We start from the raw sequence: 17979 nt of genomic DNA on the forward strand, positions 1-17979 counted from the left end.
TCGACGGGCTGGGGCAGCCCTCAGGGGCGCGGGGAACTGCGCGACCAGCCATCCACCGGCCGGTGGTCCGGCGGCGGGCTGGGGGGCAGGCGGGGGGGAAGACGGGCTGGGCCAGCCCCGGCGGTGGAGCTAGCCGCGGCGTCGCGGCTTGCCTCGGCGAGAGGAAGAGGTGGCGGACCTCGCCGATTTCGCGGCCTTGGCCGATTTCGCGGACTTCGCGGCCTTGGCCGCGCCCGGCTTCGGCCCGGCCTTCTGCTGCGGGGACTTCTCGGCGGCGCGGGCCTGGCCCGCGCGGCCGCGGGTGCTGTTGGCGGTGCGGCCGCGGACGATGCCGATGAAGTCGTCGACGAGGTCGGTGGTGGCGTCCTCCGGCCAGGACAGGGCGACCTGGGACTGCGGGGCGTCGGTGACCGGCCGGTAGGTGACGTCCCTGCGGTGGTGCAGGCGCGCCAGGGACTGCGGGACCAGCAGCAGCCCCACCCCGGCGGCAACCAGTTCCACCGCGTCCGCGGTGGTGGCCGGCCGCTCGAACGCCGGCCGGCCGGGCGGGGCCCCGTCCGCCCAGTCCAGGGTGTCGTCGAGCGGGTGCTGCACGACCTCCTCCGCCAACTCGGCCAGCGCGACCTCGTCGGCCGCCGCCACGTAGTGGTCCTTGGGGACCACCACGACGGTCGTCTCGGTGTAGAGCGGGATCGCGCTGAGGCCGGTGCGGTCGACGGGCAGCCGCAGCAGGCCCGCGTCGGCGCCGCGCTCCCGGAGCAGCGCCTCGGCCCCGGCGGCGGCCACCGGTACGAGGGTGAGCGGGACGCCGGGGCGGCGCTCGTCCCAGATCCGCACCCACTTGCCGGGCGTCACGCCCGGAACGTAGGCGAGCCGGAACGCGGTGGGTGCTGATGCCGAGCCTGTCACGACGCCAGGCTATCGGTGCCGGTCAACGGCGGCACGCGCGCTGGTTACCCTGGACGGCATGACGTCGCAGAAGACCGCCCAGACCATGAAGCCCGCCACGGCGGCGAAGAAGCTGGGCGTGTACCTCCAGGCCACACCCGCCGCGTTCCAGGAGGGCACCGTCTCCCGCGCCGAGCTGAACGCCCTGCAGGCCGACCCGCCGCAGTGGCTGCAGGACCTGCGCCACAACGGGCCGCACCCGCGCCCGGTGGTCGCCGCCAAGCTGGGCGTGTCCATCGCCGGCCTGGCCCGCGGCGGGGTGACCGAGCCGCTCACCACCGAGCAGATCGAGGCCCTCAAGCAGGAGGGCCCCGAGTGGCTGGTGCGCGAGCGCGCCACCCAGGCCGAGGTCCGCAAGGAAGCCGCCCGCATCAAGAACAAGCACGCCGACCGCGCCGCCACCGACCACGACAGCTGAGCCACGGCGCCCACGGGCCCGCGCCCGCGTTCACTTGACGATCAGCACGGGCCTGCAGTCGATGTTCCGGCAGGAGTGGATGCGGGACACGGGGGTCAGCGTGCGCATGTCCTTCGGGTTGTAGCCGAGTTCCTCGTCGTAGCCCGAGGTGAAGCCGGTGGTGTGGAACGGTCTGCCGTCGTGGGTGAGGGTGATCTCCTGGCGCCGCCCGCCCACGATGACGTCGAGGACCAGGTCGTACGTCACGTCGACCGCGCCGGCGATCGCCCGCAGGCCGAAGGTCACCACCTCGTCCTTCGCCAGGGTCACGGCGTTCTTGTCGAAGTAGGGGGCGCCCACGGCCTCGCGGTGGGGCACCTCCGCCCAGACGCGGGCCCGCGGGAACGGCTCGTCGAGGTCGATGCCGAGCGAGATGATGCCCTCGCCGCCCTGTGAGGGGGCGTCGATCAGCGTGCCGCCGCGCCGGGGCTTCGACCGGGTGAGGATCTTCGCCCTCAGGTCGGTGACGACCACCTTCTCGCTGCGCCCGCCCCGCAGCGTCAGCTCCATCCCGGTCTCGCCGGCGTCCACGGCGTGCCACTCCACCAGGGCCTGCGGTAGCTGCGGCAGGGGCAGCCCGCCGGCCGGCAGGTCAGGGCGGCCGGGCAGCCACCACGTGCCGCCCATCTGGCCGTCGGTCTCCAGGTCCATGGTGACGTCCAGCGGCGGGCCGCCGTGCAGCCGGTCCGCGAGGCCGGGGCCGTAGACATCGGTGAACAGCGCCACCAGCGCCCCGATCATCGCGGTGACCAGCGGCACGACCACCATGGCCTGCCCCGCCCTGCCCAGCCGCCGCCACCGCGACACGGTCGCAGCAGGGGTCTCGGGCCGCGCCGCGGCCGGCTCGGGCGCAGGGGCCGGCTCGGGCGCAGGGGCCGGCTCGGGCGCGGCGGCACCGTCCGCGGCAGCGGGTCCTCCGGCCTCGGGTGACGGGTCGGTGGACGTGGTCGCGGATTCCGGCTCCGCCGGCCGCTGGCGCGGTGGAAGACCCTCCCCCTCGTCCGTACGCTCCGGCTGCTGCTGGACCATCCGCTCCCCCTGTCGACGCGCCCCGCGTGGTGGCCCCATGGCCCGGTGGCTGCTGAGCAGCCTTCCGCTGACGCCGGTGCATGACACAATCGCGGCACCAACTGCCTTTGTTCCACCGGTATTTCGCCAAAGAAGGCAACCATCGGGGGTGCGCTGTCCATGACCGGGGAGGACACCCGCGACCCCGCTCCCGCCGACCGGCGCCTGCGCCCCGGCGAACGGCTCGTCGTGGTGCTGCTGTCGGTGGCGACCTGCGCGGCCGCGTTCCTCGCGGTGGCCCTGTTCATGCCCGCGGTCGGCCACGGGAAGGCCAGGCCCGTGGCCCTCCCGGACCCCTACACCACCCCTGCCGACACCTGGTCGCTCCCGCAGGAGCGCCTGGCGCCCCCGCGGCCGTTCACCGGCTTCACCGGGGACTGGTACAACCACACCGGCGGTCTCCACGTCGACGCCCACCTGGACTTCGTGCTGAAGACCGACGTCTACTGCTCCAAGACCGAGACGTGCGCCAAGCGTCCCGGGCCGACGCTCCACGGGACGCTGACGCCGGGGGCCCGCGGCCACGCGACGGCCACGGTCACCGGGTCCAGCGACCCCGGCGCCCGGTACCCGAAGTCCGTGAGCGTGACCTATCAACCGGACTACGACAGCCTGAAGTTGGGCGCGCTCGGGGAGTTCTGCGGCGCGCACGCGCCCCCGGGCCACTGCGGGGCCTGACCGGCGCGGGCGCACGGCCAGGGGTTCCGGGCCGGAGCCGCCACGACGGACGAACCCGGTCCCGGCGACCGCAACCGCGCGTCGCGGCCGGGTCGTCCTCCACGGCGGTGGCCGGTCGTGGCCGCGGCCGGCGGTGGTGCCGTTCGGAGGGGCGGGGATGGCGTACGACGTGGTGCTCGGCGTCTGGTGCGCGGTGTTCGGCGGGCTGGCGGCCTGGTGCGGCGGCCGGTTCCTGGCGCGCGGGCCGTGGCGGCAGGCGGGCACGGCCCGGGTGCTGCGGGTGTGGGAGCGCGAGCTGGGCAAGGGATGGCGGCACGGGGTGCCGGCCGAGGTCGCCTGTGTGGACCCGGTCGGCGGCAGGGAGTTGGTGGGCACCACCCGCGGCGGCGAGGGCTCGGCCGGCGAGCTGGCGGCCGCCTGGCCGGGGCGCGAGCTCGCGGCGTTCGTCCGGCTCCGGCGTCCGGACGAGTTCCGCGTCCGGACGCGGCTCCTGCGCTTCGTGGACGCGTATCTCTTCGGCCTGTGGTCGTTCCTGGCGCTGGCCGCCGTGCCGCTTGCCGCCCGCGCGCTGTTCGGCCGGCACAGCCTGGTGGTGTCCCTGCCGGTGTCGGTGGGCGTCTGGCTGCTGGTCGACATCGCCATCGCCGTCGTCCACGGGACCGCGGAAGGGCGGCACCGCCGCCGGCTGCTCGCCTCCGCCCAGACCGCGACGGCGGTCGTGATCGACTTCACGGAGACCTGGGATCCCGCGAAGGGCGTCAGGAAGGAGGCCCTGATGACCCCTGTGCTGTCCTTCACGACCGACGAGGGCGTGCAGGTCACCGCCACCTGCTCGTACAAGGCCGCGACGAAGCACGCCCGTCGGGGCGACGAGGTGGCGGTGCGCTACGCCCCCGCCGACCCGTCGGTCTTCACGGTCCTGCCGCCCGCGGAGAAGGAGGAACTCCCGGACGTGCCCGCGGAACCGGCCCGCCTTCCCGGCTGGATCCGCGCCGACGGTGTCCGCGTCCGGGCGGACCGCGTCACCGCGGTGGAGATCGCCCGCGGCCGCCTGCTGCTGCGCACCCTCGACCATGCCGGTCCGCTGTCGCTGACCCCGCCCGCACCCGCGACCCGCGAGCAACTGGAGGCGCTGGCCGACGAACTGGTCGCCTCCCTCGAACCGGGCGGCGCCGAACGCGAGGGCCCCCGGCCGGCGTTGCCGCCGGCCGGGGGCCCTCAGGATGCGGTCAGCGGTGATCAGCCGTCGTTCTCCGACGACGGGATGTAGGCGCCGGGCACCTCGTTCGGGGCGAGGATCTTGCTGTCACCCGGGTACGGGGTGGACCAGTTGTGGCTGTCGTACCACGTGAAGCGGTTCATCTGCTCGGGGTTGGCGAAGTCGGGCACGGCCTTGTTGCCGGTCAGCCGCTGGTGCGACTTCCAGGCGGTCCACTCGGCCGCGACCGTCTTCTCGGCGGCCGGGACGGCGGCCGAGGTCGGGGCGGGCGCCGCGTTCGGGTTCTGCGCCGCCGGGGTGTCGACACCGCAGGTCGGCGCGGGCGACACGCCGAGGGTCAGCGAGGTCTTGTTCTGCACGGCGTTGAACGGCGTGTAGTCGGGCTTGCTGGTGAACGCGCCGTACATCGGCGTGGCGGCACTGTCGCGCTGGTTCATCGGCTGGATGCCGAGGATCTGCTCGATGGTGCGCATCATCGTGATCTGCGAGTAGTAGTGGCTGTCGACCGTGCCGTGCTGCGCGTACGGGCTGATGATCTGGATCGGCGCACGGTGGCCGTCGACGTGGTCGAGACCGGCCTGGGAGTCGTCCTCGACGATGAAGATCGCCGAGTCCTTCCAGTACTTGCTGTGCGTGATCGCGTCGACGGTGCGGCCGACCGCGAGGTCGTTGTCCGCGACCTGGGCGGCCGAGTTGGCCGGGCCGCCGGTGTGGTCGTTGGAGTACCAGAACATGTTCAGGTTCGCAGGACCGTTCTTCTCGAAGTCCTGCTGCCAGACCTGCTCCTTGTAGACGTCCGGCACGCTGGTGTCGAACAGCGGGAAGCCGGGCACCGACACCTTGTTCAGCGACGGGATCGCCGAACCGGTCTGGATCGGGTACTGCGTCTGCGCGCCGGTGGACTGCATGGTCTTGGCGTCGCAGTACAGGTTCTGCCAGGTCGCGCCGGCCGGCTTGCTCTCCAGCGACTGGAACTCGCCGTAGTCCTTGACGGACTTGCCGGCGGCCTCGGCACCGGTCCAGATGAAGCCGGTCTTCTGGTGGCCGAGGGCGTCGTTCTCGGTGTCGTAGCTGCGGGTGTACTCACCCGCGGACGACTCGGTGTACTCCGGGTTGTCCGACTGCGTCAGCCAGTTGTGGCCCTCGGCGGAGTTCGTGCCGACGTCGTAGAAGTTGTCGTACAGCCCGAACTGCGAGGCCAGCGCGTGCTGGTTCGGCGTCACGTTCTCGCCGAACTGCGTCACCGACGGGTCGCCGTTGCCCTGCGGCATGTCACCGAACACCTGGTCGTAGGTGCGGTTCTCCTTGACCAGCAGGAAGACGTGCTTGATCGTCGACGGGTCGCCGATCCGGGTCGGGACCGGAACGGCCGCGGCCTTCTTGCCCTGCGCGATCTTGACGTCGTTGTTGCTCCAGCCGTTCTGCTCGAACACCTTGGAGGTGTACGACCGGATCACCTTGTCGCTGGGCAGCGTGAACTGCGTCAGGCTCGACGTGGTGTCGTGGGTGCCGTGCCCGGCGGCGGTGGTGGGCCGCAGGGCGTCGATGCCACGGGTGTTGGAGACCACGACCTTGTCCCCGACCGTGGTGATCTCGGACGGGAAGTAGTCGGTGGGCAGCAGGCCGACGTAGGAGGCGGGCTCGTGCGCACCGGCGTACTTGTAGACCGCGACCGCGTTGGCCCGGCCGAGCGTCACCAGCAGGTGGCCGTCGTCGGTGAGCGTCACGGCGTTGGGCTCGTAGCCGACCGACGCCTCCGGCCACGGCTGGGTGGCGACGGTCTGCACGACCTTGTCGCGGGCGGAGTCGATCACCGACACGTTGTTGTCCGCGGTGTTGGTGACGAACACCGTGCCGTTCTTGGCGTACACGGCGGTCGGGTGCAGGCCGACTTTGATGGTGCCGACCGCGGCGGACGCGTCCCCCAGGTTGATGACGCTGACGGTGCCGGTGGTGGCGGCGCCCGTGTCGGGGTTGGCCACCACGTCGGTGCCGTACGAGTTGATGGTGGTGTCGCCGGCCTTGGCCGGGCGGCCGCCCTCGTTGCTCACGTACAGCTTGCCGCCGACCAGGGCCAGGCCGCGCGGCGCGTTGCCCACGGCCCAGGTCTGCTTGACGGTGCCGGTGGCCGCGTCGATCGCCGCGACCTTGTTCTGGCCGTTGACCGCGGAGTACACCGTGGCGCCGTCGGCGGAGAAGACCGCCGCGCCGACCAGCGCGTGCTTGCTGCCGTCCGCCGGGATGGTGACGACGACCGGGTTGGCGAGCGTGCCGTCCGCGTTGACGGTGAACTTGGTGTAGCCGTCGCTCTGGCCGAGCCACAGCTGCTTGCCGTCGGGCGAGTACGTCGGGCCCTCCTGGCCGACCGACGAGCTCTTGATCTTCAGGGTGTCGGCGGCGTTCGTGCCGATCTTCTGCTTCACCGCCCCGGTCTTGAGGTCGATGATGACCAGAGCGGCGTCACCGTCGGTCACCGCGGCCGCGACCGTGGTGCCGTCGGGGCTCACCGTGGACGACATGATCTTGCCGTCGTTGATGACCGTGCGGTCGCCGTAGGGCTTGATGTACTGGTCAGCGGAGACGACCTGGCCCTTGTCGGTGACCTGGCCGACCTGCTGGGTGCCGAACTGCTGGGTCGAGGCGACGGCGGTGCCCGTCACTCCGAGCGCGACCGTGATGCACGCGGTCACCAGCGTCGTCCGGCGGCCGACGCGTCGGCCGAGAAGGCTGAACTGCGCCTTCTCGCTGGTGCGACGCTGCCGTATTACCTGCATGGGTTATCCCTTCGGGGTGGAGTGAAGCAGCTCGACGTTGCCGTCGAACTGCCACAACGGGTTGGGTGCGTCCCCCTGCGGAGTGCGCACCAGGAAGTAGCCGTTGACTTCCTTCGGCCCGTCGCCGTCGGCGACGAACCGCCCGTCCGCGGTGATGTCGAGCTGGTAGATGGCCTGGCCGGTGACCTGGACGCCGGGGAGGTGCCACGAGACCACGCAGCGCCAGTCGTTGCCCGAGCCCTCGTCGGGGACGTTGTCGTCGCCCTTGGCGCACGCCGCGGAGACCCGGAGCTGGGCCTCGGTGACGGCGGGGCGGTTCAGTTCGCGGGTCTGCATCCGGTACAGGTGCGCGAACTCGACGGCGAGCGACCGGTCGACCTTCGCCTTCGTGATCCCCGACCCCATGGAGGGGGTCGAGACGCCGACGACGGCGATGGTGGCGCCGACCAGGGCGGCCAGGGGCAGGAACCCGGCGGCGAACGCGCGCCGGCCGGAGGTGGCGCTGACGAGGTTGGTGAAGTCGCGCCGCAGGAACAGCAGATAGGCCAGCACGGTGGCCAGCACGGCCCACACCAGGCTGACCGCGATGCCGATCAGCAGCGGGGCGAGTTGCTGCGGGCCGGCGAACAGCCCGTTCCAGGAGATGAAGGCGTAGCCGGGCAGCGACACGCGCACGGCCACCGGCAGCGGCAGCATCTGCGCCAGCTGCATCGCGAGGGCGACGAGCGCGGGCAGCAGCAGCCCCATCGGGGAGCGGCCCAGCGCGACCGAGCCGATCAGGCCGATGCCGGCCAGCGCCAGCGTGGGCGCCAGCGCGCAGGCCCAGGCGAGGAACACCTGGCCGGCCGCGTCCGAGGGCGCCAGCAGGTGGCCGTCGAGCCCGACCAGCGGGTGGTTGCCGACCGACAGCAGGCCGCCGGCCACGCCGGAGACGGCCAGCCCGACGACCATCAGCAGGATCACGGTGAGCGCGGCCAGCGCCTTCGCCGCGAAGATCCGCCGCGGCGAGCGGACCGCCACCAGCAGGTGGCGCCAGGTGCCGAGCCGGTCCTCCGAGGCGAACACGTCGCCGGCCACCACCGAGGTGAGCAGCGGCAGCGCCCACGTCCCGGAGAAGCCGAGGATCACCAGCGGGCCGGCCCAGCCGGTGGCGTGCATCCAGCGGCCGAACAGGGTGTCGCTGGGCAGCGTGCTCTGCTGGCTGACCGCGGCGACGAACAGCGCGGGCGCGATCCAGCAGGCCAGCACCAGCAGCCGGATCCGCCACTGCGAGATCAGCTTGACGAGTTCGAAGCGGTAGCTGCGGGCCACCGAGACGGGATGGACGCGGATGGCAACGTTGTCGTCCTCCAGCGTCAGGGCGGTGGCGGTCATCGGGCGGCCTCCTGCTGCGCCTGCGGGTCCTGGGGTGCGGTCTCGTCCGCCGCGGCCGGCCCGCCGGCGGCGGGCTCGTCGTGCTGTGCGGGCGCGGCTGCCGCGGCCGGCCGTGCGGGGCGTACGGGCTCGGCCGGGTCGTCGTCGGATTCGGTGAGGGCGAGGAAGGCGGCTTCCAGCGGCGAGACCACGGGCGCGAGTTCGCGGACCGCGACGCCGTCGCCGACCAGGCGGGACACGAGCGCGTCGAGGGCGGGCACCAGGGTGCGCACCACGACCGCGTCGGCGCCGCGCCATTCCACGCGGGGCTCGACGACCCGGACGCCGTCCGCCGCCTCGGCCAGCGCGAGGGCGGCCTTCGGGTCGGAGGTGAGCAGCCGGTAGTCGAGTTCGCGGTTCTCGGCGGCCAGCTTGCTCAGCGGCCCGGAGAAGACGATCCGCCCGGTGGACAGGATGGTGACCTCGGCGCACAGCGCCTCCAGGTCGTCCATCCGGTGGCTGGAGAGCACCACGGCGGTGCCCTCGGCGGCGAGCCGGGTCAGGACGCCGTGGACGTGCTTCTTGCCCGACGGGTCGAGGCCGTTGGCCGGCTCGTCCAGCACCAGCAGCCGCGGCCTGGTGAGCAGCGCGGCGGCCAGCCCCAGGCGCTGGCGCATGCCCAGGGAGAAGCCGCGGGCCCGGTCGTCGGCGACATCGGTGAGGCCGACCTCGGCGAGCACGTCGTCGATCCCCGCGCCCTTCGCGTCGTTGCCGCGCAGTGCGGCCAGCGCCGCGAGGTTCTGCCGCGCGGTGAGCGAGGGGTAGAGGCCCGGCCCGTCCACGAAGCCCGCGACGCCGTCGGGTGCGGCGAGCGCGCGTCCGACCGGCGTGCCCAGGATCTCCAGCGTGCCGCTGTCGGCCGCGGACAGGCCGAGCAGCAGGCCCAGCAGGGTGGTCTTGCCCGCCCCGTTCGGCCCTACCAGTCCGTGGATCTGGCCACGGGCCAGGTCCAGATCGACCCCGTCCAGTGCGACGACCTCGCCGAAACACTTCGTGATTCCGCGAGCCCGGACTGCCAGGACCGCCTCCTTGGTGTCCATCGGTCCCTCCCTTCCAAAACCTCAAGGGACGCTAGGGGCCGCAGAAAGCCCCTGCACGGCCTGTCAGTTGAACGGTTGGCGAACGACAGGCGACGGAGTGGACTCGGTCAAGTCCCGTTGTTGCGAAGGGAGTTGCGCGCAGCGTCGTCGTGTGGTGACGGTCCGGGGCCGCGGACGGGCATGCGCGAGCGGCGCCGGGGCGCGGGTGCGCGGCGGCGCGCGGAGCGGTCCCGGCGGCGCCTGCCGCGGCGGGGCCGGGACGGGACGGGCCGGGTCCGGCTCCGGGGCCGGGCTCCGGAACGGGCCTCGGGCCAGCTCGCGCTTCCGTGCACGTCGTACGGGTCAAGTCCCGCTGGGACATGCTGAGTTGGGGGAGGCAAGGGGAACTCCGCCCGCTGGGCGGTCACGCCAGCTGGAAGTGCCAGATGATCTCCGCGGGCGTCCCCGCGTTGGCCACGCGGGCGGCCTCGGGCACCAGGTCGGCCAGCCACCAGGGCCAGACCTCCCAGGGCCCCAGCTCGGCCGCCTCCGGCGCCTGCGGCGGCCCGGCGGACTCGGTGAACTCGGGGAGAACGGGTGACGCCGCGGGTGCGGTGGGCTCGGCAGGTGCCGCGGGCTCGGCGGGCTCTGCGGGCTCGGCGGGTGCGATGCCCGGCTCCTCGCAGCGCCGCACCTGGAGCCCGGTGGGGAGCGCGGCGCGCAGGTAGTCGCCGGGCGAGTGGCGGTGGCTCGCGATGCGCCCCGGCGACCCGTCGGCCAGGCGCAGCCTCGGCATCGACCCGCGCAGCACGTACTCGCCGTGGATGTCCGAGGTCACCAGGTGCCCGCCGGGGCGCAGCACCCGGGCGAACTCCGCGAAGACCGGCCGCAGATCGGGCACATGGGTCAGCGCGAGGGAGCAGACGACCAGGTCCACCTCGTCGTCGGCCACCGGCAGCCGGTGCAGGTCGCCGAGGCGGAACTCGCCGCCGGGCACGCGGGCGCGGGCGTGGTCGAGCATCTCGGGCGAGCCGTCGACGCCGAGGACGCGGTGGCCGCGGCCCGCGAGGAGCGCGGAGATCCGGCCGGTGCCGCAGGCGGCGTCCAGCGCCAGGCCCGCCGGCATCCCGTCGAGGATCTCGCCGATCACCGGGGTGTCCAGGTCGAACGCCGAGTTGGGCCCGTCGTAGGTGCGGGACCACAGCCGGTAGCCGTCGTCCGCTCCCACCCGCGCGACCTCGACCGCGCCGCCGGCCAGATGGGCGTACCCGCCGTCGAGCAGCCCGCGCACCTCCGCGATGCGCGCCTCGACGTACTCCCTGTCGTACTCCCCGGTGAACGACCGGAGCAGCGCGAGCCCTTCGAGGCCCAGGACGTATGCCAGCGGATTCTCGTAAGCCACGGCCCGCGAGGCTAACCACCCCCGTCCCTCCGCGCGACCGATTAATCCCCGGCCCTCGCGGCGGGGGTGGGGATGGGCTTTTCGAACCAGTGGTGGGCGTAGGGCTCGTTGTTGAAGGCGGGGACCTCGGTGAAGCCGAAGGAGTGGTAGAGGCCGACCGCCTCGCCGAGGGACTTGTTGGTGTCCAGGCGGAGGACGTCGCGGCCGTGGGCGGCGGCCCTGGCCTCCAGCTCGGTCAGGAAGCGGCGGCCGAGGCCGAGCCGGCGGGCCCGGGGGGCGACCCACATCCGCTTGATCTCCGCCGGGGCGCCCTGCGGGAGCTTGAGGCCGGCGCAGCCGACCGGGTCGCCGTGCAGCCGGGCTACCAGGAACAGGCCGCGCGGCGGCCGGAGTTCGCCTGCGTCGGGCAGCAGGCTGCGGGCGGGGTCGAAGCCGGTCTCGAAGCGCTCCTGCAGTTCGGTGAAGTACGCCAGCAGGCAGCTCCTGGCGTCGGGGTGGTCGGGGTCGACGACATCGAGGGTGACGGTAGCCGCGGTGAGCAGCCGGTCCACCTCGGCCATGGCCGCGACCAGCCGTGCGCGCTGCGCCGCGTTGAGCGGCCCGAGCAGGGAGCCGGCGAGCTCGTCGCTGCGCCGGTCCAGCAGCGCCCGTTCGGCCCGGCCCTCGGCGGTGAGCCGCACGGTGCGCACCCGCCGGTCCCCCGGCTGCGGCTCGACCGTCACCAGCCCGCCGGCCTCCAGGGACCGCAGCAGCCGGCTGACGTACCCCGAGTCCAGTCCGAGCCGCTCCCGCAGCCGCCGCACGTCCTGCCCCTGCTCCCCGATCTCCCACAGCAGCCGGGCCTCCCCGATCGCCCGCTCGCGGCCGAGGTAGTGGTCGTGGAGCACACCCACGCGTTCGGTGACGGTCCGGTTGAACCGCCGCACCTGTGCGATCTGCGCCGCATCCATTCTCTGACTCTAGTCAGAGATCTGCTCCCGAGGCCAGCACGTCCCGGATCGCGGGACTCAGTAGTCGGGACTCAGTAGCGCGGCATGGTGGGAATCGTCTTCTCCGCCAGCTCGACGAGGGCCTCGACCTTGGCCAGGTCGGCCTCGACCTCCTCGGCCGTCACGGCCGGCGCCTCCGAGGACCGGTACTCCACCTCGTTGCGCCGGGCCCGCATGCGGTTGAAGGGCCGCAGCACGTGCCCGAGCGGCGGGTCGAGCTGCGCGAGCACCGCCTCGTAGAGGACGGTGTGGCCGCCGCGGCTGGTGGCGCGCAGCCCCTGGTTCTGCAGCACGGCGGCCAGCGAGCGGCGCGCCGCGTCGTAGGCGAGGGTGTAGGCGCCTTCCGGGTCGGTGGCCAGCAGGTTCCGCGCGGACCCGACATGCGTGCGGGCCCGGACCAGCTCGGCCAGGGCGGCCTGCCGGGAGGCGGGCACCCGCTCCAGCCGGCCCCGGGCCATCAGGGCGTCGACGGTCGCCCGCCCCTGGTTCCACGTCGTCACGGCGCCTCCCGGTCAAGGTGGAGTTCGACCAGCGGGCGCTCGCGGACGCTGGTCAGGAAGGGGTCGTCCGCGTCCGCCTGCTCCCACGCCCGGACGGAGACGCGGTGGACGTTGACCTCCCGGCCGAGCCGGCGGGACGCGTCCTCGGCGAGGTCGAACAGGGCGTCGGCGTCCGGATCGCCCACGACGAGCACGTCGACGTCGGCGGGCGGCGGCCCCGGCTCGCCGTCGTAGCGGGCGGCCCACGAGCCGTAGATGTAGGCGCGCCGCACCCCGTCGAGCCGCGCCAGTTCCTCGGAGAGCAGCGGCAGCGGCCCGAACGAGGCCGCCATCAGGTCGCTCAGCGGGCGGTAGAGCGCGGTGTCCGTGCGGGCCCGGACGAGACGGCTGCGTCCCACCCGCCGGTCCGCGAGGATGCCGCCCCCGGCGAGCCGGTCGACCTCGCGCAGCACGGCCGTGGGCGTCACCCCGAGGTCGGTGGACAACTCGGTGATGCTGTACTCCCGGTCCGGGTGCAGGAGCACGAGCGCGAGGAGTTCACCCTGCATACGGGACCGGAGCAGCGGGAGCAGGCTCGGTGACACTTTCATTGGACGCAGGATATCAAGCGTCCAATGAAAGTAACCCTCCGCAGTCGGATGATCGCCGTGCCTTCCGGGGCCCGCGGACGGTCCCGGGACCCCTCACCGGGACGCGGCCGGAGGCGTCACAGGGAGGTGATGTGCCGCCCGGAGACGTGGTCGGGACTGATCCGCACCCACAGCGGCCGGTCCCCGCCGGCCCAGGGCTCGACCCGGTGCTCGGCCGCCAGGCGCTCCGCCGTCGCCGGGTCGTCGATCCGCACGGCGGTGCCGGTGATCAGCACGCTCCAGCCCCGGCTCAGGGCGTCGTCCATGCGGTCGATCTCGAAGGTGACCGGCTGGCCGGTCTCCGGGGCGGCCGGGCCGTCGGGAACCGTCCGGTAGAGGACCGACCGGGCGTCGACCGCGTAGTTGACCGGGAAGACCGCCGGCGGCCCCGGGTCCTTCGGCAGCGCCACGCGCCCCAGCCCGTGGGTGCCCAGCCGGTCCCAGCACTCCGCCTCGGTGAGCCGGACGAGGACCGGGCGGGGTGCGGCCGCGGCCTGCCCGGGCGGCGGGTCGCGGCGGCCCTCGAACATCTCGCGGTACGTCACGCCGAGCGCCGCGGCGATGCGGTGCAGGCCCTCCTGGTCGAAGTCGGGCTCGGCGGCCAGGACCTGGTCGAGGTAGCAGGGGGACATGCCGGCCTCGCGGGCCAGCTCTTCGCGGCTCATGCCCAGCTGGGCGAGTCTTCCGGCGACGCGGCTCGCAAGGTCCGGTGACGTGATGGTGGTGGGTGCATGGCGCCCGGCGCGGTCCACGGCGCGCCTCCTTCCGAGGGCGGGCCCCCGGGGGGCCGGTCCTATCCCTCCACCCTCCCCCACCGCGGGCGGCGACGCCAGGCAGGACCGCGTCCCGAGCCCCTGTTCCCGGGGGCGCGGCGGTGGGTCGCGGGGAGGCCGATCGGCCCCGGCGGATCGGTGAGGCCGGGCCCGTTCGGCCCTGGCGCCGTCCGGGGGGCCGGGTGATGATCGAAGCCGGGAGCGGTCCGGGACGGCCCGGCCCGCCGCGGGCCGGGTGCGCGAGGGCACCGGCGACGGCACAGGTGAGACGACAGGTGAGGGGCCGACATGAGCGAGCCACGGCAGTTCTCACCGCGTTCGCCGATCCGGGTCTTCCTGCTGGACGACCACGAGGTCGTCCGCCGCGGCGTGCACGACCTGCTCGACGCCGAACCCGACATCGAGGTCGTCGGCGAGGCGGGCACCGCCGACCACGCGCTGGCCCGGGGCCCGGCGCTGCGCCCCGACGTCGCCGTGCTGGACGTGCGGCTGCCGGACGGCGACGGCATCACCGTCTGCCGCGAACTGCGGTCAACGATGCCGGGGCTGGCGTGCCTGATGCTGACGTCGTTCGACGACGACGACGCGCTGCTGGACGCGATCATGGCGGGCGCGGCCGGCTACGTCCTCAAGCAGATCAAGGGCTCCGACCTGGTCTCCGCGGTGCGCACCGTCGCGTCCGGCCAGTCGATGCTCGACCCGGCCACCACCGCGCGGCTGATGAGCAGCCTGCGCGCCGACGGCGCACCGGCCGATCCGAACGAGCAGGCCCTGTCCGGGCTGTCCCCGCGGGAGCGGGAGATCCTCGAACTGGTCGGCGACGGGCTCACCAACCGCCAGATCGGCAAGCGGCTGTACCTGTCGGAGAAGACGGTCAAGAACAACGTCTCGCGGCTGCTGGCCAAACTCGGCGTCGAGCGCCGGGTGCAGGCCGCGGTCATCGCCACCCAGGGCGGCCCCCACGGCGTCCACGTCCACGGCCACGGCGACCGCGAGGGCCCGGGGCACGACCGGTAGAGGCCGGTCGACCGCCGCCGGGACGACGGCCGGCAGGACGACGCCCGCCGGCCCGCCAGGTGAGAAGGCACCGCGGGCCGTCCGACCCGCGCCCACGGCCGCGGGGCGCGCCCGTGCCCCACCCCGTCCGCGGCTCCCGGAGAGGTGCTCCCGGACGGGTGCTCCGGACGGCAAGGCCGTTCGGCCCTCCCGGGGGTGACCTCCGGCTCTCCCCGCCGGGCGCCGCGCCCCCCACGCTGGAGCCGGGAGGAGGGACCCGGCCAGCCGGACCGGTCCCGCCCCGACCGGGTCCCGGGCCCGGAAGACCGGAGGAGACGGCCATGACCACCACCGCACTCGACGGGGCGACCCTGGAGAAGCTGGTCTCCGCGGCCGTGGCCGCGCCCTCGATCCACAACACGCAGCCGTGGCGGTTCCGCCTCGACCCGGTCACCTCGACCATCGAGGTGCACGCCGCACACGAGCGGGCGCTGCGGCACACCGACCCCGACGGCCAGTCCCTGCACCTCTCCGCCGGCGCGGCCGTGTTCAACCTGCGGGTCGCGGTGGCGCACTTCGGCTGGGACCCGATCGTGCGACTGCTGCCGCGGCCCGCCGATCCCGGCCTGCTGGCCTCGGTCCGGCTTGCGGGCCCGGGCCCCGGCCTGCCCAGCGGCACGCAGCTGTACGGCACCGCCCCGTACGGTGCGGGGCTGTACGACGCGGTGTGGCGCCGGCACAGCAGCCGCTTCCCGTTCACCGGACCGCCGGTCGGCGCGGACGTCCGCGCGGAGATCACCGCGGCGGCGACGGCCGAGGGCGCGATCCTGGTGTTCCCCACGCCCGCGGAGACCGCGCGCATCCTCCACGTCACCGCCGAGGCCGAACGGCTCGCCGCCGCCGACCGCGGCCGCAGCGACGAGAGCCGCGCATGGGTCCGGGACGGCGCGCACGACGGCATCCCGTCCGTCGCGCTCGGGCCGCGGGACGCCACCGGGCGCCTGCCGGTCCGCGACTTCACCACCGGTCACGCCGCGCACGTCCAGCCGCCCGTGCCGTTCGAGGAGCACCCGGTCCTGGCCGTGCTGGGCACCGCCCGCGACACCCGCGCGGACTGGCTGCGCGCCGGGCAGGGCCTGGAGCACGCGCTGCTGGTCGCCACCGCGCACGGCGTGCAGGCGTCCCTGTTCAGCCAGGGCGTCGAGTGGCCCGAGGCCCACTGGGCGCTGCGCGATCCCCGCGGCGGCACCGCCAACGTGCAGATGCTGGTCCGCTTCGGCTACGGCCCGGAGGGCCCGGCCACCCCCCGCCGCCCGGTCAGCGACGTCATCGACACCGGCCTCTGAGCCCCGGTGCCCGCCCCGGGACCTTCCTCACCCCGCGAGCGGCACGCACCACGTCAGCCGGGAGCCGCCCTGGGGTGCGGCGGCGGCCTCGAAGCGGCCGCCGAGGCGCTCCGCGCGGGCGGCCAGGTTGTCCAGGCCGCTGCGCGGCGCCCCCTCGGGGATGCCGCGGCCGTTGTCGGTGACGGTGACGGTGAGCAGCCCGTCCGAGGCCACGAGGGTGACGTCGGCGGCGCTCGCCCGGGCGTGGCGGGCGGTGTTGGACAGGGCCTCGGTGAGGACGGCGACGGCGTCGTCGGCCGTGGCCGGCGGCACGTCGGTGTCGAGGAGTCCCTCCATGTGCAGGACCGGGGTGAACCCCAGGTTCTGCGCGGCCTCCTCCACGCCGGCCGCGGCCCGGGCGCGCAGGCCCTGCGGCCGGCGCTCGCCGTCGGCGACCCGCAGCCCGAAGATCGTGGACCGGATGATCTTGATGGTCTCGTCGAGGTCGTCGACGGCCCGCAGCAGCCGCTCGTTGGCCTCCGGGTGGTCGACGAACCGCAGGGTGCTCTGCAGCGTCATGCCGGTGGCGAACAGCCGCTGGATGGCCAGGTCGTGCAGGTCCCTGGCGATGCGGTCGCGCTCCTCCAGCACGGTGAGCTGCTCGGCGGCCCGCCGCCGCTCGGCCAGCTGCAGCGCGAGCGCCGCCTGGCCGGCGAAGGTCTGCAGCGGCGTCGTCTCGGCCTCGCTGAAGGGCGCGGCCTGCTCCGCGCGGGACAGCAGCACCGCGCCCCGCACGCCCTCGTCCGTGACCATCGGCACCGCGACCGTCGGCCCCAGGCCGCCGAACCGCGGGGGCCCCGCCGCCACCCGCGGGTCCTTCTGCACCTCGGCGGTGGTGATCGGCTCGCCCGCCATCATGGCCGCGCCCATGAAGGAGCCCTCGCGCGGGAGCACCAGCCCGCGGTGGGTGTCGGCGTCGGTGCCGACGGCGATCATCACCCGCAGGTCGGTGCCGTCGTCGGCGGGCAGGCCGACGGCCGCGAGGTCCGCGCCGACGATGGACCGCGCGTGCCGGACGATGCGCTCCAGCACGTCCATCTCGCCGGCGCCGGACAGCAGGGCGGCGATGATGTCGGTGTTGGCCTCCACCCACCGCTGCCGGTCGCGGGCCGCCTGGTAGAGGCGGGCGTTCTCGATGGCCACGCCCGCGGCGACCGCGAGCGTGTTCAGCACCGTCTCGTCCTCCGCGTCGAAGGTCTCGCCGCCGCGCTTCTGCGTGAGGTAGAGGTTGCCGAACACCTCGTCGCGCACCCGGATCGGCACCCCCAGGAAGGTGTGCATCGGCGGGTGGTGCGCCGGGAAGCCGTACGACTCCGCGTGGTCCGCGATCTCGGTCAGCCGCAGCGGCTCGGGGTGCCGGATCAGCTCGCCGAGGATGCCGTGGCCCGACGGCAGGTGCCCGATCGCCGCGACCTCGTCCTCGGAGACGCCGACGGTCAGGAACTCCGTCAGCCGGTCGCCCTCGACGACGCCCAGTGCGCCGTACTCGGCGTCGACCAGCACCACCGCGGACTCCACGATCCGGCGCAGCACGTGCGGCAGGTCCAGTTCGCGGCCGACGGACAGCACCGCCTCCAGGAGGCTGTGGATGCGGTTCTGGGTGCCGCGCGCCGCGTCGATCCGCACCTGGAGCTCATCGAGGAGCTGGTCGAGTTCGAGGCGCGGGAGCGGGCCGGCGCCGCCGCCCTCGCTGCCGTCCCGCCCGTTGCCGCCGGCCTCGCCCACCGCT

At 74.1% G+C, this 17979-nt stretch carries 16 protein-coding genes; 5 read left to right on the plus strand and 11 right to left on the minus strand.

Going from position 1 to position 17979, the window contains the following annotated elements:
- Positions 1-129: 129 nt before the first annotated feature.
- Positions 130-909: a LysR family substrate-binding domain-containing protein gene (locus ACH4TG_RS30805; RefSeq protein ID WP_398245870.1), complete on the minus strand. Its 780-nt coding sequence runs from the start codon at positions 907-909 to the stop codon at positions 130-132.
- A gap of 58 nt (positions 910-967) precedes the next feature.
- Here ACH4TG_RS30805 and ACH4TG_RS30810 point away from each other — a divergent pair, with 58 nt between their 5' ends.
- On the plus strand, positions 968-1366 hold the full coding sequence (locus tag ACH4TG_RS30810) for a DUF5997 family protein (protein WP_398245871.1): 399 nt from the start codon (positions 968-970) through the stop codon (positions 1364-1366).
- A 30-nt stretch (positions 1367-1396) separates the two neighbouring features.
- Here ACH4TG_RS30810 and ACH4TG_RS30815 read toward each other — a convergent pair whose 3' ends face one another.
- Positions 1397-2434: a hypothetical protein gene (locus ACH4TG_RS30815; protein ID WP_398245872.1), complete on the minus strand. Its 1038-nt coding sequence runs from the start codon at positions 2432-2434 to the stop codon at positions 1397-1399.
- Positions 2435-2593: 159 nt separating this feature from the next.
- Between ACH4TG_RS30815 and ACH4TG_RS30820 the strand changes: the two genes are divergently transcribed.
- Both ACH4TG_RS30820 and ACH4TG_RS30825 read left to right on the plus strand, forming a co-directional pair.
- Positions 2594-3151 carry a hypothetical protein gene (locus ACH4TG_RS30820; RefSeq protein ID WP_398245873.1) on the plus strand — a complete coding sequence of 186 codons (558 nt, stop codon included), beginning with the start codon at positions 2594-2596 and terminating at the stop codon, positions 3149-3151.
- A 157-nt stretch (positions 3152-3308) separates the two neighbouring features.
- Positions 3309-4421 (plus strand): DUF3592 domain-containing protein, encoded by a 1113-nt coding sequence (locus tag ACH4TG_RS30825; RefSeq protein WP_398245874.1) that lies wholly within the window; start codon positions 3309-3311, stop codon positions 4419-4421.
- Here the strand turns inward: ACH4TG_RS30825 and ACH4TG_RS30830 are convergent.
- The 8 genes from ACH4TG_RS30830 to ACH4TG_RS30865 all read right to left on the minus strand — a co-directional run bounded on the left by ACH4TG_RS30830 (position 4391) and on the right by ACH4TG_RS30865 (position 13848).
- Positions 4391-7144: a bifunctional YncE family protein/alkaline phosphatase family protein gene (locus ACH4TG_RS30830; RefSeq protein ID WP_398245875.1), complete on the minus strand. Its 2754-nt coding sequence runs from the start codon at positions 7142-7144 to the stop codon at positions 4391-4393. The genes ACH4TG_RS30825 and ACH4TG_RS30830 overlap by 31 nt on opposite strands.
- A 3-nt stretch (positions 7145-7147) precedes the next feature.
- Positions 7148-8518, minus strand: coding sequence for an ABC transporter permease (locus ACH4TG_RS30835; protein ID WP_398245876.1), 1371 nt, complete (start codon positions 8516-8518; stop codon positions 7148-7150).
- Entirely contained in the window at positions 8515-9597 is a 1083-nt protein-coding gene (locus tag ACH4TG_RS30840) for an ABC transporter ATP-binding protein (protein ID WP_398245877.1), read from the minus strand. Before ACH4TG_RS30840 ends, ACH4TG_RS30835 begins: the two co-directional genes overlap by 4 nt.
- A 403-nt stretch (positions 9598-10000) precedes the next feature.
- A complete protein-coding gene (locus ACH4TG_RS30845; protein WP_398245878.1) occupies positions 10001-10978 on the minus strand; it encodes a class I SAM-dependent methyltransferase in 978 nt (325 codons plus the stop codon).
- Between the two features lie 41 nt (positions 10979-11019).
- Complete coding sequence (locus ACH4TG_RS30850; protein WP_398245879.1) at positions 11020-11928, minus strand: GNAT family N-acetyltransferase; 909 nt, start codon at positions 11926-11928, stop codon at positions 11020-11022.
- 71 nt (positions 11929-11999) lie between these two features.
- Positions 12000-12467, minus strand: coding sequence for a hypothetical protein (locus ACH4TG_RS30855; RefSeq protein ID WP_398245880.1), 468 nt, complete (start codon positions 12465-12467; stop codon positions 12000-12002).
- The gene (locus tag ACH4TG_RS30860; protein ID WP_398245881.1) at positions 12464-13057 is read right to left on the minus strand and encodes an ArsR family transcriptional regulator; all 594 of its coding nucleotides are present in this window, start codon (positions 13055-13057) and stop codon (positions 12464-12466) included. Before ACH4TG_RS30860 ends, ACH4TG_RS30855 begins: the two co-directional genes overlap by 4 nt.
- 116 nt (positions 13058-13173) lie before the next feature.
- Positions 13174-13848: a helix-turn-helix domain-containing protein gene (locus ACH4TG_RS30865; RefSeq protein WP_398245882.1), complete on the minus strand. Its 675-nt coding sequence runs from the start codon at positions 13846-13848 to the stop codon at positions 13174-13176.
- 309 nt (positions 13849-14157) lie between these two features.
- Between ACH4TG_RS30865 and ACH4TG_RS30870 the strand changes: the two genes are divergently transcribed.
- Positions 14158-14886 (plus strand): response regulator, encoded by a 729-nt coding sequence (locus ACH4TG_RS30870; protein WP_398245883.1) that lies wholly within the window; start codon positions 14158-14160, stop codon positions 14884-14886.
- A 320-nt stretch (positions 14887-15206) separates the two neighbouring features.
- Positions 15207-16211: an Acg family FMN-binding oxidoreductase gene (locus tag ACH4TG_RS30875; protein WP_398245884.1), complete on the plus strand. Its 1005-nt coding sequence runs from the start codon at positions 15207-15209 to the stop codon at positions 16209-16211.
- A 27-nt stretch (positions 16212-16238) separates the two neighbouring features.
- Here ACH4TG_RS30875 and ACH4TG_RS30880 read toward each other — a convergent pair whose 3' ends face one another.
- Positions 16239-17975, minus strand: coding sequence for a GAF domain-containing protein (locus ACH4TG_RS30880; protein ID WP_398245885.1), 1737 nt, complete (start codon positions 17973-17975; stop codon positions 16239-16241).
- Positions 17976-17979 lie beyond the last annotated feature (4 nt).

It is taken from the genome of Streptomyces sp. NPDC020917 (assembly GCF_044333795.1).
In the GTDB taxonomy this organism is placed as follows: domain Bacteria; phylum Actinomycetota; class Actinomycetes; order Streptomycetales; family Streptomycetaceae; genus Actinacidiphila.

What these genes read in the sequence shown, in the direction of transcription:
- ACH4TG_RS30810 (WP_398245871.1), top strand. Translation starts at nt 968, where the DNA reads ATGACGTCGCAGAAGACCGCCCAGACCATGAAGCCCGCCACGGCGGCG.
- ACH4TG_RS30815 (WP_398245872.1), bottom strand. Translation starts at nt 2,434, where the DNA reads ATGGTCCAGCAGCAGCCGGAGCGTACGGACGAGGGGGAGGGTCTTCCA.
- ACH4TG_RS30820 (WP_398245873.1), top strand. Translation starts at nt 2,594, where the DNA reads ATGACCGGGGAGGACACCCGCGACCCCGCTCCCGCCGACCGGCGCCTG.
- ACH4TG_RS30825 (WP_398245874.1), top strand. Translation starts at nt 3,309, where the DNA reads ATGGCGTACGACGTGGTGCTCGGCGTCTGGTGCGCGGTGTTCGGCGGG.
- ACH4TG_RS30830 (WP_398245875.1), bottom strand. Translation starts at nt 7,144, where the DNA reads ATGCAGGTAATACGGCAGCGTCGCACCAGCGAGAAGGCGCAGTTCAGC.
- ACH4TG_RS30835 (WP_398245876.1), bottom strand. Translation starts at nt 8,518, where the DNA reads ATGACCGCCACCGCCCTGACGCTGGAGGACGACAACGTTGCCATCCGC.
- ACH4TG_RS30840 (WP_398245877.1), bottom strand. Translation starts at nt 9,597, where the DNA reads ATGGACACCAAGGAGGCGGTCCTGGCAGTCCGGGCTCGCGGAATCACG.
- ACH4TG_RS30850 (WP_398245879.1), bottom strand. Translation starts at nt 11,928, where the DNA reads ATGGATGCGGCGCAGATCGCACAGGTGCGGCGGTTCAACCGGACCGTC.
- ACH4TG_RS30860 (WP_398245881.1), bottom strand. Translation starts at nt 13,057, where the DNA reads ATGAAAGTGTCACCGAGCCTGCTCCCGCTGCTCCGGTCCCGTATGCAG.
- ACH4TG_RS30870 (WP_398245883.1), top strand. Translation starts at nt 14,158, where the DNA reads ATGAGCGAGCCACGGCAGTTCTCACCGCGTTCGCCGATCCGGGTCTTC.
- ACH4TG_RS30875 (WP_398245884.1), top strand. Translation starts at nt 15,207, where the DNA reads ATGACCACCACCGCACTCGACGGGGCGACCCTGGAGAAGCTGGTCTCC.